Origin of the sequence: Novosphingobium capsulatum NBRC 12533, assembly GCF_001598375.1 — a bacterium.
Classification (GTDB): domain Bacteria; phylum Pseudomonadota; class Alphaproteobacteria; order Sphingomonadales; family Sphingomonadaceae; genus Novosphingobium; species Novosphingobium capsulatum.
Genome location: NZ_BCYV01000003.1, coordinates 1 through 12646, shown reverse-complemented (window position 1 = coordinate 12646; position 12646 = coordinate 1). Strand labels below are relative to the sequence as shown.

The following is a 12646-nucleotide window of genomic DNA, read 5'->3' as shown; positions in this document are numbered from 1 at the left end:
CGCCCGCCCCCTTTATTGCTCCACCCGCATCGCCAGGCGCGTGCGCCGCTTGTGCACCGTCCACCAGCGCCAGGCAAATGCAGCGATGACATAGCCCAGCGCGGCGGCCACCACCGAGATCACGAACAACCCGAAAATCAACGCCGGGGCCGCATCCGACAGCAGCCAGCCGCTCCATTCCGACACACTGGCGCCGCGTTCGAACAGGGCCATGAACGTGGCGACATCGGCGTGAAAGCCGAACCAGTTGCCTAGCGCCAGCGAGGCAGCGATGAACAGTGGCGTTGTCGCCGGATTGGACAGGAACGTCATCCCCGCCGCGATCGGAACGTTGCCCCGGAATGGCAGGCACATCGCCGCAGCGCCGGCGATCTGCACCCCGGGGATCATCGCAAAGATGCCGACGAGCAGCCCGATCGCCACGCCGCGCGGCACCGAGCGCCGGGTAAAGCGCCACAGCTCCGCCCGCGCCGCCAGTCGCCCGGTCAGGCGGTTGCGCTCCATCTGCTCGCGCGTGGGCATGGAAGAGCGGACCATCGTGGCAATCTTCTGGCGCATTGAAACGGCGATTCCCAAGGGTTGGTGGCGCAAAGTCGGTGAAACCACGGCCCGCCGGCCGCAAGTGCCACCATGCACCCGTTCAGCTTGCCAAGCGATGAAGCCGAACGTGCATCTGGCCCGGCACCATCAGCCGTGTTCGCGCATGATGCGCGCCTTGTCGCGCTGCCAGTCGCGGTCCTTGATCGTGGCGCGCTTGTCGGCCGCGTTCTTGCCCTTGGCCAGGGCGAGTTCCACCTTGGCCCGGCCGCGTCCGTTGAAATAGATCGACAGGGGGACCAGCGTCATGCCCTTGCGCTCCACCGCGCCGTGGAACTTGGCGATCTCTCGTTCCTTGAGCAGCAGCTTGCGCGGGCGCTTGGGCTCGTGGTTGAAGCGGTTGCCGTGGCTGAATTCGGGCACGTTGGAATTGACCAGCCACACCTCGCCGTTCTTCACCTCGGCATAGGATTCGGCGATCGATCCCTCGCCAAAACGGAGCGATTTCACTTCGGTGCCGGTGAGCGCGATCCCCGCCTCGTACACGTCTTCGACGAAATACTCGAACCGCGCGCGGCGGTTTTCGGCGACGATCTTCTTCTTGTCGAAAGCGAGGGGTGTGGGTCTTGCCATGATGACTGCCCATGTAGGGTGCCTTTGCCCGCAAGGAAAGCGGCAGAACGTGCGGAATTTGCAAGTGCCGCAGCAACAATCGGCACGGGCGCTGCGGAACCGGCCTTGCCAGTTTCACGTTGCCGCCACACACTCGCTTCATAGTGCAATGCACAACCGGGATGATCTGCCGCCAGACGCGGGATCGCCGGGTGCAGGACGGGAACAATAATGGCTGATGCCACGCGTGAAAGATGTGTTCTGGTGCTTCAGGGCGGCGGGGCGCTGGGCGCCTACCAAGCCGGCGTGTTCGAGGCGTTGGCCAGCAATGGCTATAGCCCCGATTGGGTGGCCGGCATTTCGATCGGCGCGGTCAACGCCGCGCTGATTGCCGGCAATCCGCCCGAACGCCGGGTGCGCAACCTGCGCGCGTTCTGGGAACAGGCCAGCTCGCGCATTCCGTTCAAATCGCCGTTCGCCGATGGCTGGGGACGCCGCCTGTTCAACGAATGGGCCGCAGCATCCGTGGCGCTGACCGGCATTCCCGGCTTTTTCACCCCACGCACCACCCCATCGTGGCTGGCCCTGCCCGGATCGCCGGAATCGATCAGCCTTTATGATACCAGCCCCTTGCGCAAGACGCTGCTGGAACTGGTGGATTTCGATCTGATCAACAGTGGCAAGGTGCGTTTCAGCGTGGGCGCGGTCAACGTGCTCAACGGCAACTTCGCCTATTTCGACAACCGCGACCGCCTGATCGAGCCCGAGCACATCATGGCCAGCGGCGCGCTGCCCCCCGGCTTTCCGCCGGTGATGATCGATGGCGATCCCTATTGGGATGGCGGACTGGTTTCCAACACCCCGTTGCAATTCGTGCTGGACGAGCGCGCGCGCGAGGCTGACCGCCACGATCCGGCCCGCGCCCAGGCGGCGCGCGATCCCGTGCTGGTATTTCAGGTCGATCTGTTTTCCGCCCACGGCATGATGCCGCGCAGCCTGGCCGAGACAGCGCAGCGCGAGAAGGACATCCGCTTTTCCAGCCGCACCCGGCTCAACACCGACATGCAGAAGCGGATCGAAGCCCTTGAGGCAGCCGCCGCGCGCCTCGCTGAACGGCTGCCGCCCGAATTTGCCGACGATGCCGACCTCGCCACGTTGACCGCCCATGCCCAGGACGGGCCGGTGACGATCCTGCACCTGATCAACCGCAGCGAGGATTATGAAACGCAGAACAAGGACTATGAGTTTTCGCGCATGACCGCGATCGGCCACTGGGAAAACGGCCGGCGCGATGTCGAGCGCTCGTTTGCCAGCCCGCGCTGGAAAAACCGCAAGCGGCCACAGCGCGGCATCGTCACGCTCGATCTGGCCTGATCCACCCGATTTTTACGCTTCCTGCTTGGGGACCGACCACGGCCCATGGCCAAACACCCTGGAGAGTGAAACCATGAATCTCGACAACAAGATCGCCATCGTCACCGGTGCTGCCAGCGGGATCGGCCTGGCCATTGCCAAGCGCTATGCCGCTGCCGGTGGCCGCGTGGCGATTGCCGATCTCAAGCTCGACGCGGCGCAGGCTGCGGCCGATGGCATCAATGCCGATCACCCCGGCGCCGCCATGGCCGTGGAAATGGACGTGACCAGCGAAGACCAAGTCAACGCCGGCGTGGCCAAGGTGGTGGACGCGTGGGGTGGCGTGGACATTCTGGTGTCGAACGCGGGTATCCAGATCGTCAACCCGGTGGAAAACTTCGCCTTTGCCGACTGGAAAAAGATGCTGGCGATCCATCTCGATGGCGCCTTCCTGACGAGCAAGGCCGTGTTGCCGCACATGTATGCCAAGGGCAGCGGCGCAATCCTGTTCATGGGCTCGGTCCATTCCAAGGAAGCCTCGCCGCTCAAGAGCGCCTATGTCACGGCCAAGCACGGCCTCGAGGGCCTGGCGCGCACCATCGCCAAGGAAGGCGGCAAGAAGGGCGTGCGCAGCAACCTGATCTGCCCCGGATTCGTGCGCACGCCTTTGGTGGACAAGCAGATTCCAGAGCAGGCCAAGGAGCTGGGCATCAGCGAGGACGAGGTGATCAAGAACGTCATGCTCGGCCAGACGGTGGACGGCGAATTTACCACGGTGGACGATATCGCCGAAGTGGCGCTGTTCTTTGCCGCTTTCCCGACCAACGCGCTCACCGGCCAGTCGCTGGTAGCCAGCCACGGCTGGTTCATGAACTAGGGCACGCGGTATTTGGAACAGGGCGGGCTGCGAACGGCCGCTTTCTGTGCTTCCGGTCCTCACGTGCCAAAAGCACGCTGCGGGCCGGTTCTCGAAAGCACCCATTCTCGCTCCCCCCTGTTCCAAATCCCACGCACCCTAGGCAATCGCGCATGACCCGCCGCCCCGTTTGCCTTGCGATCTGCCCCCCTCCCTGTTAGGCGCGCCCCGTCTTTTTGGTTGTCGCGTCTTTCAGTTTGAGGAGTGCCCCGCCCATGTCCGAGATCAAGCGTGTCGTCCTGGCCTATTCGGGCGGGCTCGATACCTCCGTCATCCTCAAGTGGCTGCAGGTGGAATACGGCTGCGAGGTCGTGACCTTCACCGCCGATCTCGGCCAGGGCGAGGAACTCGAACCGGCCCGCGCCAAGGCCGAACTGATGGGCGTGAAGCCCGAGCACATCTATATCGACGACCTGCGCGAGGAATTCGTGCGCGATTTCGTCTTCCCGATGATGCGCGCCAATGCCCGCTATGAAGGCGATTACCTGCTCGGCACCTCGATCGCGCGGCCGCTGATTTCCAAGCGCCTGATCGAGATCGCCCGCGAAACCGGGGCAGATGCCGTGGCCCATGGCGCCACCGGCAAGGGCAACGACCAGGTGCGGTTCGAGCTTTCGGCCTATGCGCTGGAGCCGGGCATCAAGGTCATCGCTCCCTGGCGCGAGTGGGATCTGGCCAGCCGCACCGCGCTGATCGCCTGGGCTGAAAAGCACCAGATTCCAGTGCCCAAGGACAAGCGCGGCGAAAGCCCGTTCTCGACCGATGCCAACCTGCTGCACACCTCGTCCGAGGGCAAGGTGCTGGAAGATCCGTGGCAGGAAGTGCCCGACTATGTCTATTCGCGCACGGTCAACCCGGAAGACGCGCCCGACGTGCCGGAATACATCACCATCGATTTCACCAAGGGCGATGGCATTGCCTTGAACGGCAAGGCGATGAGCCCCGCCAGCCTGCTGACCGCGCTCAACGACCTGGGCCGCAAGCACGGCATCGGCCGCCTCGATCTGGTGGAAAACCGCTTCGTCGGCATGAAGAGCCGCGGCATGTATGAAACCCCGGGCGGCACGATCTATGCGGTGGCGCATCGCGGCATCGAATCGATCACGCTCGATCGCGGCGCGGCACACCTCAAGGACGAGTTGATGCCCAAGTATGCCGAGCTGATCTACAACGGCTTCTGGTTCTCGCCCGAGCGCGAGATGCTCCAGGCCGCGATCGACCACAGCCAGGCCAAGGTCAACGGCACCGTGCGGCTCAAGCTCTACAAGGGCATGGCCTCGGTCGTCGGCCGCCAGTCGCCCGACAGCCTCTATTCCGAACGCCACGTGACGTTCGAAGACGATGCTGGCGCCTATGACCAGAAGGATGCGGCCGGCTTCATCAAGCTCAACGCGCTGCGCCTGCGCCTGCTCGCGCAGCAGGGCCGCTAAAGCCAGAACCCAGGCAGGCGCCGGGGCCATCGTGCCCCGCGCCTGCCACGCGGCCTAGCCGATCAGGCCAGGCCAGCCAGCCATTCTCCGATCATCGCCCGTCCGGCCTGCACCGCGCCGGGGCCGTGGGCATCATGGGCGTGCCGCAACGTGGCCTGAGTATGGCCGGCGGCGGCGACATCATCGGGCGATTGCGCCAGCCAGGCGTCAAAGCGCGGATCCTCGCCCATCTCGGCATGAAATTGCAGCGCCAGCAGATTGCGCCCCCGACGAAACGCCTGATGCGGATAGACATGGCTTGAAGCCAGAAGCTCGGCATGCGGCGGCAGGGTGAACGTATCACCATGCCAGTGCAGCACCGGCACGCCGGCAACATGGCGCAGCGGGCTGTCGGCCACATGCACCTGCACGGGATGAAATCCCACCTCACGCGCATGGCCGCGATAGACATCGGCGCCCAGCGCCGCCGCAATCATCTGCGCGCCAAAGCACACGCCCAGCGTCGGCAGGTCCGCGGCCAGGCGCAGCGCCAAGCGGCGCATCTGGCAGCGGATCCAGGGATGCTCGATCTGGTCATAGATGCCCATCGGCCCGCCCATCATGATCAGCAGATCAGGCTCGCGCAGGTCGAGCGACGGGAACGCGGGATCGCACACGTCGATGCGATCCACTTGGTAACCGGCATCCTCGATCGACTGGCGATAGCCGGCCACCCCTTCGTAGGGCACGTGGCGAATGATGAGCGCGGACTTCATGGAGCCTTATCGTGATCAATCGGTTGCAGGCCGGCAAGCAGGCCCATGCGGTTTTCTACAGCCGCGTGGCTGAACAGAAGGCAGCATTCAAAGGCCCAGCCGGCGAAAGAATTCTTCCGCCGTGCTGGGCCGCTCGCCATCCGGCCGCGCCAGCCCCAGAGTGCCCCACGAAGGGTGGGGCAGCGGTGCATTGGCGCGGAGGGGGGCCGGACGGCGGGAAATCGGGCGGGCGTTCAAACGGGACATCGTCGCATTCTCCTTTTCACAGGGCCGAACACGAACCTGGCCACATGGCCTCGCTTTCGTGCGCTTTAGCTGTTGGTGACGCGGAGCAAGCTGGCAGGATCAAAAGCCGCGACCGGACAAGGCCGATGCAATTTCTCTACCGTTTAAGTTGATAAAGGTCATTCGAGAAAACCTGAAGGCCGCCAAAGATTTCCTTGAGCGCCCAAGAAGAAGGCCCGCCGTGCGCCGCTGTGGCGCCCGACGGGCCAGCCTTTCCTCCCCAGGAAAAGCGAAGTCGTGGTCTTCCTCGTGTCAGCGCGGGCTCAACGGCCCATGGCGCTGCCGAGGCGATGATAGAGATGCGAGAACTTCACCGATTCGGGCTTGTCCTCGATAGCCTTGAGGTAGTGCAGCACAGCCTCGCGGATCAGCTTGAAGTCCTCAGTCGAGAGGACTGCACGGGCACGGGCAGGTTCAGCCATTGTCCTTCTCCTTGGATTATATTCGCGGCTCGGCTCAAGCCGCGAACTGGTTCATGGTGTTGTGTGCGCCGCCGGCCTTGAGCGCGGCATCGCGGGCAAAGTATTCCTTGTGATCGTCGCCGATGTCCGACCCCGCCATGGCTTGGTGCTTGACGCAGGCAATGCCCTGGCGGATTTCTTGGCGCTGCACGCCCTTGACGTAGCCCAGCATGCCCGCCTCGCCGAAGTATTCCTTGGCCAGGTTGTCGGTGCTGAGCGCGGCCGTGTGATAGGTCGGCAGCGTGATCAGGTGGTGGAAGATGCCGGCTTCGCGGGCGGCATCGCGCTGGAATGTGCGGATGCGCTCGTCGGCCTCTGCCGCCAGTTCGGTTTCGTCATAGTCCACGCTCATCAGCCGCGCCCGGTCAAAGCCGCTCACGTCCTTGCCTTCCGCGGCCCAGGCATCGAACACCTGCTGGCGGAAATTGAGCGTCCAGTTGAAGCTGGGCGAGTTGTTATAGACCAGCTTGGCATTGGGGATCACCTCGCGGATGCGCGAGACCATCCCTCCGATCTGGCCGATGTGCGGCTTTTCGGTTTCGATCCACAGCAGGTCTGCGCCGTTCTGCAGGCTGGTGATGCAATCCAGCACGCAGCGATCCTCGCCGGTTCCGGGGCGGAACTGATAGAGGTTCGAGGGCAGGCGCTTGGGCTTCATCAACTGGCCATCGCGGGTGATCAGCACGTCGCCATGGCCGATCTTGGCCGCATCGACAGGCTCGCAATCGAGGAAGGCGTTGTACTGGTCACCGATATCGCCGGCTTCGCGGGTGAAGGCGATCTGCTTGGTCAGGCCAGCACCGAGCGAGTCGGTACGGGCGACGATCACGCCATCGTCCACGCCCAGTTCGAGAAAGGCATAGCGCACCGCACGGATCTTCGCGATGAAGTCTTCATGCGGCACGGTCACCTTGCCGTCCTGGTGGCCGCACTGCTTTTCATCGGAAACCTGGTTTTCGATCTGGATGCAGCAGGCGCCCGCCTCGATGAACTTCTTGGCCAGCAGATAGGTTGCCTCGGCATTGCCGAACCCGGCGTCGATATCGGCAACGATCGGCACGATGTGCGTTTCGTAGGTGTCGATATCGTGCTGGATCTTGGCGGCCTTGACCTGGTCACCGGCATTGCGTGCGGCATCCAGATCGCGGAACAGCTGGTTCAATTCGCGCGCATCGGCTTGGCGCAGGAAGGTGTAGAGTTCCTCGATCAGCGCGGCAACGCTGGTCTTTTCGTGCATCGACTGGTCGGGCAGCGGGCCGAACTCGCTGCGCAGCGCCGCAACCATCCAGCCCGACAGGTAGAGGTAACGGCCCTTGGTGGTGCCGAAATGCTTCTTGATGGAAATCATCTTCTGCTGGCCGATGAAGCCGTGCCAGCAGCCCAGCGACTGGGTGTAGTTCGCCGGATCGGCATCATAGGCGGCCATGTCGCGGCGCATGATCGCGGCAGTATAGCGCGCGATGTCGAGCCCGGTGCGGAAGCGGTTCTGCAGGCGCATGCGCGCCACGCTTTCGGCGGCAATGCCATCCCAGTGGGTGTTCGGCGTGATCGTGCGATCTGCCTCGATGATCGATTGCTGGTACGTCATGGCATGTGCCCCTTCCGCTATACGATGGTGTTTCGTTGCACCCGGAATAGGTCGGCATGATGCACTGCGGAATGCGCTGCGGGGTCATGTTGTCAAACTTTACATGTTTTGCTTGTAAAGTTGTACAGGCATGACAATAATGCGGGCATGGCCCGCCCTGCAGCTCCTTCCCGCCCGCTTTACCTTGGCCCCCGGATCAAGCGCCTGCGCCGCGAACTGGGGCTGACGCAACAGGCCATGGCCGAGGACATGGGCGTTTCGCCCAGCTACATCGCGCTGATCGAGCGCAACCAGCGCCCGCTGACCGCCGACCTGCTGCTTCGCCTGGCCGCGACCTATCGGCTCGACATGCCCGACCTTGCCGCGCAAGACCGCGACGATCACGCCCGCCGCCTGGCCGAGGCGCTGCGCGATCCGCTGTTTGCCGAGATCGACCTGCCCGCGCTGGAAGTGGCAGACCTGGCCACCAGCTTTCCCGGCATGACCGAGGCGATGCTGCGCCTGCACGGCGCCTATGCCCGCGCCGGCCAGGCCCTGGCCGAAGGACGCGAGGCAGCTGGCGCTGCCCCAGCTGCCGATCCGGTGGGTGAGGCGCGGCGCTTCCTGGCCGCGCGCGGCCACTGGTTTGCCGGCATCGAAACCCGGGCAGAAGCACTGAGCGCAGAGATCGAGACGGCCGGCGGCGGCGCCGAATGGCTGCGCCGCAATGGCCTGCGCGTGCGTGCCATGCCGGCCAGCGTGATGATGGGTGCCCTGGCGCGCTATGACCGGCACAACGAACAGCTGCTGCTCGACGAATGCCTGGGCCCCCAGCGCCGCGCCTGGCAGATCGCGCTGCACATCGCCTATACCAGCCTACGCCCCGATATTGCCGCGATCGTGCGCGGGGAAAGCTTCGCCAGCGCAACGGCGGCGCAACTGGTCCGCCGCGCCTTGGCCGAACTGGGCGCAGCGGCCGTGCTCATGCCCTATGACCGCTTTGCCCGCGCTGCCCAGGCGCAGGGCTATGACGTGCAGGGCCTGGCCGATCTGTTTGGCGTGGAATGGCAGCAGGCCGCGTTGCGCCTGGCCACGCTGACCAAGCCGGGCCAGGAAGGCGTGCCGTTCTTCCTGGTGGAACTGGACAGCGCCGGCAACGTGGTGCGGCGCATCGATGGCGCGGGCTTTTCCTTTGCCGCGCAGGGCGGCGGCTGCCCGCTGTGGAGCCTGCACCAAGCCTTTGCCCGTCCTGGCGAGGTGCTGACCCAATGGCTGGAAATGCCCCATGGCGACCGCTTCTTTTCGATGGCGCGCACGATCGATACGCCCGCCGGCCCCGGCCTGCCGCCAGTGCGCCGCGCCATGGCGCTGGTCTGCCCGGCCCAGGCCGCCCCGCGCCTGGCGGCGGCGCGCGGCGTCGATCCGCAAACCGCCGTTACAACACCGGTGGGCGTAACTTGCCGCTTGTGCCAGCGCGCGGAATGCCCGGCCCGCGCCCAGCCGCCGTTGGGTCGCGAAATCCTGCCCGACGATTATCGCCGCGCGGCCGTGCCCTTCGTTTTCAGCGAAAGCTGAGCAGCAAACGAACGATAGCCCCATCCTCTTCAGAGGAGGGGGTTGGGGGTGGTGGAATGCTGACCCGACACGCGCGGCATCCATTATCCCCAATCGTTTGACCCCCCGCCCCCCGGCCGCTATCGGCCCGGCACGTTTCACGATTCCCAAGGCGCCCGTTCTTGTCCACGATCATTCCCCTGGCCGATGTCGATCCGCAACTGGTTGAAGAGCTGCTCGATGCCGCGTTCGAGCCGGAGCGGCGCCAGCGCACTGCCTATCGCCTGCGCGAAGGGATCGATTGCCTGCCCGGCCTGTCGTTTGCCGCGCTGGACGATGAAGACATGCTGGCCGGCACGATCCAGTGCTGGCCCGTGGCGCTGACTACGCCCGAGGGGCGCCGCGTGCCGATGATCATGGTTGGCCCGGTGGCCGTCATGCCCGGCCAGCAAGGGCGCGGCTATGGCAAGGCGCTGGTCACGGCCAGCCTGACCGCGATCGATCCACGGGCGCCACTGCCCCAGGTGATGATCGGCGATCCGGAATACTACGAACGCTTTTTCGGCTTCAGCAACGCGCACACCGCTGGCTGGCAATTGTCCGGGCCATTTGATCCGCATCGCCTGCTGTGCCGCACGGCCAACCCTGCCGTCCTTCCGGGCGAAGGCATGCTGGGGCCTTGGCGGGGCTGATCAAGTCTGGCAGGGCTCATGCCGTGCCTTACGAACCTCCCCCCGAACTGGCCGGCCTTTCGCTCAGCGAGATCGCCGCGCTCGCGCAAAGCCGCCGCCTGCCCCCGCTGGAACAGTGGAACCCCGCGCACAGCGGGGAAAGCCACATGCGCATCACCGCCGATGGCAGCTGGCTGCATGAAGGCAGCCCGATCACCCGCCCGGCGATGGTCCGCGCCTTTGCCTCGCTGCTGCTGCGCGACGAGGACGGCCAGCACTGGCTGGTCACCCCGCACGAGCGGCTGGCCATCGCGGTAGATGATGCTGCGCTGGTCGCCATCGACATGGAAGTGCGCCACGATCCAGCCACCGGCGAGGCCGTGCTGGCGTTCCGCCTCAACACCGATGACGTGGTGCTGTGCGGTCCCGATCACCCCCTGCGCGTGGCCGGCACGGCAGAGTTGCCGGCGTTCTACCTCGCGGTGCGCCACGGGATCGAGGCGCGCCTCAACCGCAGCACCTATGGCCAGCTGATCGCCCACGCGCTGGAGGTTTCGCCCGCCGCCGACCAGCCGCACGGCCTGGCGGTGGAAAGCCGGGGCGCACGTTTTCCGCTGGTTCCGGCGCCATGAACGCGGCGCTGTTCGACCGTCTGTCCGCGCTGCACCGCACCGGGCATGATGGGCCGGCACCCGATCTGATCGCCGATTGGCGCGTGGTGCCCGAGGGCCTGCGCCCGGCCGCCGTGCTGATCGCCGTAACCGACCGTGTCGATCATCCCGATGGCCCGGGCGTGCTGTTGATCCATCGCCCCAGCCACATGCGCGCCCATCCCGGCCAGGCCGCCTTTCCCGGCGGCAAGATCGAACCGGGCGAAACCCCGGTAGAGGCGGCCCTGCGCGAAGCGAACGAGGAACTGGGCATCGATCCGGCCATGGTGCGCGTGATCGGCCCGACCGATCGCTATCGCACCGGCACGGGGTATGACATTACCCCGGTCCTTGCCGTGGTGCCGCCCGACCTGCCGCTGCAACCCAACCCGGCCGAGGTGGCCGGCTGGTTCGAACCGCCGCTGTCGCTGCTGCTGGATCGACGCGGCCACGACTGGATCGAGGCGGAATGGAACGGCCGGCGCGGCCGCACGATCGAAATCCTGTGGCAAGGGCACCGCATCTGGGGCGTGACCGCCGCGATCATCGCCAACCTTGCCAAGCGCATGCAATGGCCCGACGCATGAACACCACCATCCTGCCCCCTGCCCCGTGGACCACGCGCGAAGACCTGGCCGGCCTGGTTGCGGCGCTCGATCCCGACGGCGCGGGCCTGTGCCGCTATGTCGGCGGTGCCGTGCGCGACACGCTGCTGGGCCTCGGTGTCAAAGACATCGACATGGCCACCCCGCACCTGCCTGAGGAAACACAGGCGCTGCTGAAAGCCGCCGGCATCCGCCAGGTGCCCACTGGCCTCGCCCATGGCACGATTACTGCCGTGCTGCCCGGCGGCCCGGTGGAGATCACCACGCTGCGGCGCGACGTGTCGACCGATGGGCGCCATGCCACTGTCGCCTTTTCCCGCGAATGGCAGGAAGACGCCGCGCGGCGCGATTTCACCATCAACGCGCTCTACGCCGATCCGCGCACCCTGGAAGTGAGCGACTATTTCGGCGGGCTGGATGATCTGGCCAGCCGCACGCTGCGCTTCATCGGCGCGGCCGACCAGCGCATCCGCGAGGATTACCTGCGCATCCTGCGCTATTTCCGCTTCCAGGCGCGGTTCGGCTCGCTGCCGGCCGATCCTGCGGCCGAGGCGGCCTGCGCGGCGCTGGCGCCGGGGATGAAGGGCCTGTCGCGCGAACGCGTGGCCAGCGAATTGCTCGGCCTGCTCGCACTGCCCGATCCGGCTGCAACCGTGGCGCGCATGGCGCAACTGGGGGTGCTGGCGCAAGTCTTGCCCGAGGCCGACCCTGCCGCCCTGCCCGCCTTGATCGCCGCAGAGGCACGCGCCGGCCAGGCCCCCGATGCCCTGCGCCGTATGGCCGCGCTGCTGCCCGCCGATCCGCCGGTGGTGGAACAGGTCGCCGCGCGGCTGCGCCTCTCGATCGCGCAGCGCAAGCGCCTGGTCGCCGCCGCCGCGCGCAGCCCGCTCGATGCACTGCGCCCGCCCCGCGCCATGGCCTATGAACTGGGCCGGGACGAGGCGATCGACCGCCTGCTGCTGGCCGGACGCGATATTACCGACCTGTCTGGCTGGACCGTGCCACGCCTGCCACTCAAGGGCGGGCAGATCGTGGCACGCGGCGTCGGCGCCGGGCCAGACGTTGCCCGCACCCTGCGCGCGGTAGAGGCGCGCTGGGTGGCCGAAGGCTTTCCCGACGAAGCCCGCGTGATGCAACTGCTCGACGCGGAACTGGCCAAAAACTGACCACTTTCTCCCCCTCCTCTTCAGAGGAGGGGGTCGGGGGGTGGTGCGAGGCCTGGCGCAAGGTTTCCACCACCCCCCACCCCC

14 protein-coding genes are annotated in these 12646 nt (G+C 66.0%); 8 read left to right on the top strand and 6 right to left on the bottom strand.

Annotated features, from left to right (window positions below; genetic code table 11):
• Nucleotides 1–12 precede the first annotated feature (12 nt).
• Together SCA01S_RS00230 and smpB are read right to left on the bottom strand one after the other, a co-directional pair.
• Nucleotides 13–558, bottom strand: a complete 546-nt coding sequence (locus SCA01S_RS00230) for a DUF2062 domain-containing protein (protein WP_062781705.1) — start codon at nucleotides 556–558, stop codon at nucleotides 13–15.
• Nucleotides 559–687: 129 nt separating this feature from the next.
• Entirely contained in the window at nucleotides 688–1170 is a 483-nt protein-coding gene (smpB, locus tag SCA01S_RS00225; protein ID WP_062781702.1) for an SsrA-binding protein SmpB, read from the bottom strand.
• Nucleotides 1171–1380: 210 nt separating this feature from the next.
• Between smpB and SCA01S_RS00220 the strand changes: the two genes are divergently transcribed.
• The 3 genes from SCA01S_RS00220 to SCA01S_RS00210 all read left to right on the top strand — a co-directional run bounded on the left by SCA01S_RS00220 (nucleotide 1381) and on the right by SCA01S_RS00210 (nucleotide 4848).
• Complete coding sequence (locus tag SCA01S_RS00220) at nucleotides 1381–2523, top strand: patatin-like phospholipase family protein (protein WP_062781699.1); 1143 nt, start codon at nucleotides 1381–1383, stop codon at nucleotides 2521–2523.
• A 73-nt stretch (nucleotides 2524–2596) separates the two neighbouring features.
• Nucleotides 2597–3379: a 3-hydroxybutyrate dehydrogenase gene (locus tag SCA01S_RS00215; RefSeq protein WP_062781696.1), complete on the top strand. Its 783-nt coding sequence runs from the start codon at nucleotides 2597–2599 to the stop codon at nucleotides 3377–3379.
• Nucleotides 3380–3633: 254 nt separating this feature from the next.
• Complete coding sequence (locus SCA01S_RS00210; protein WP_062781693.1) at nucleotides 3634–4848, top strand: argininosuccinate synthase; 1215 nt, start codon at nucleotides 3634–3636, stop codon at nucleotides 4846–4848.
• Between the two features lie 62 nt (nucleotides 4849–4910).
• On the opposite strand, the gene SCA01S_RS00205 is transcribed toward SCA01S_RS00210, so the two are convergent.
• The 4 genes from SCA01S_RS00205 to SCA01S_RS00200 form a co-directional block, all read right to left on the bottom strand.
• Nucleotides 4911–5603 carry a glutamine amidotransferase gene (locus tag SCA01S_RS00205; protein WP_062781690.1) on the bottom strand — a complete coding sequence of 231 codons (693 nt, stop codon included), beginning with the start codon at nucleotides 5601–5603 and terminating at the stop codon, nucleotides 4911–4913.
• A gap of 87 nt (nucleotides 5604–5690) precedes the next feature.
• Complete coding sequence (locus tag SCA01S_RS22025; RefSeq protein ID WP_156306574.1) at nucleotides 5691–5849, bottom strand: hypothetical protein; 159 nt, start codon at nucleotides 5847–5849, stop codon at nucleotides 5691–5693.
• A 302-nt stretch (nucleotides 5850–6151) separates the two neighbouring features.
• Complete coding sequence (locus SCA01S_RS22480) at nucleotides 6152–6310, bottom strand: hypothetical protein (protein ID WP_022678438.1); 159 nt, start codon at nucleotides 6308–6310, stop codon at nucleotides 6152–6154.
• A gap of 34 nt (nucleotides 6311–6344) precedes the next feature.
• Nucleotides 6345–7937 carry an isocitrate lyase gene (locus SCA01S_RS00200; protein ID WP_062781687.1) on the bottom strand — a complete coding sequence of 531 codons (1593 nt, stop codon included), beginning with the start codon at nucleotides 7935–7937 and terminating at the stop codon, nucleotides 6345–6347.
• A gap of 147 nt (nucleotides 7938–8084) precedes the next feature.
• Between SCA01S_RS00200 and SCA01S_RS00195 the strand changes: the two genes are divergently transcribed.
• From SCA01S_RS00195 to SCA01S_RS00175, 5 genes are all read left to right on the top strand, one after another.
• Complete coding sequence (locus SCA01S_RS00195) at nucleotides 8085–9491, top strand: helix-turn-helix domain-containing protein (protein ID WP_062781684.1); 1407 nt, start codon at nucleotides 8085–8087, stop codon at nucleotides 9489–9491.
• 161 nt (nucleotides 9492–9652) lie between these two features.
• A complete protein-coding gene (locus SCA01S_RS00190; RefSeq protein ID WP_062781681.1) occupies nucleotides 9653–10162 on the top strand; it encodes a GNAT family N-acetyltransferase in 510 nt (169 codons plus the stop codon).
• Nucleotides 10163–10185: 23 nt separating this feature from the next.
• Entirely contained in the window at nucleotides 10186–10773 is a 588-nt protein-coding gene (locus tag SCA01S_RS00185; protein ID WP_062781969.1) for a DUF1285 domain-containing protein, read from the top strand.
• Nucleotides 10770–11378 carry an NUDIX hydrolase gene (locus SCA01S_RS00180; RefSeq protein ID WP_062781678.1) on the top strand — a complete coding sequence of 203 codons (609 nt, stop codon included), beginning with the start codon at nucleotides 10770–10772 and terminating at the stop codon, nucleotides 11376–11378. The genes SCA01S_RS00185 and SCA01S_RS00180 overlap by 4 nt, the downstream gene beginning before the upstream one ends.
• The gene (locus SCA01S_RS00175; protein WP_062781675.1) at nucleotides 11375–12562 is read left to right on the top strand and encodes a CCA tRNA nucleotidyltransferase; all 1188 of its coding nucleotides are present in this window, start codon (nucleotides 11375–11377) and stop codon (nucleotides 12560–12562) included. The genes SCA01S_RS00180 and SCA01S_RS00175 overlap by 4 nt, the downstream gene beginning before the upstream one ends.
• The last annotated feature ends 84 nt before the right edge of the window (nucleotides 12563–12646 follow it).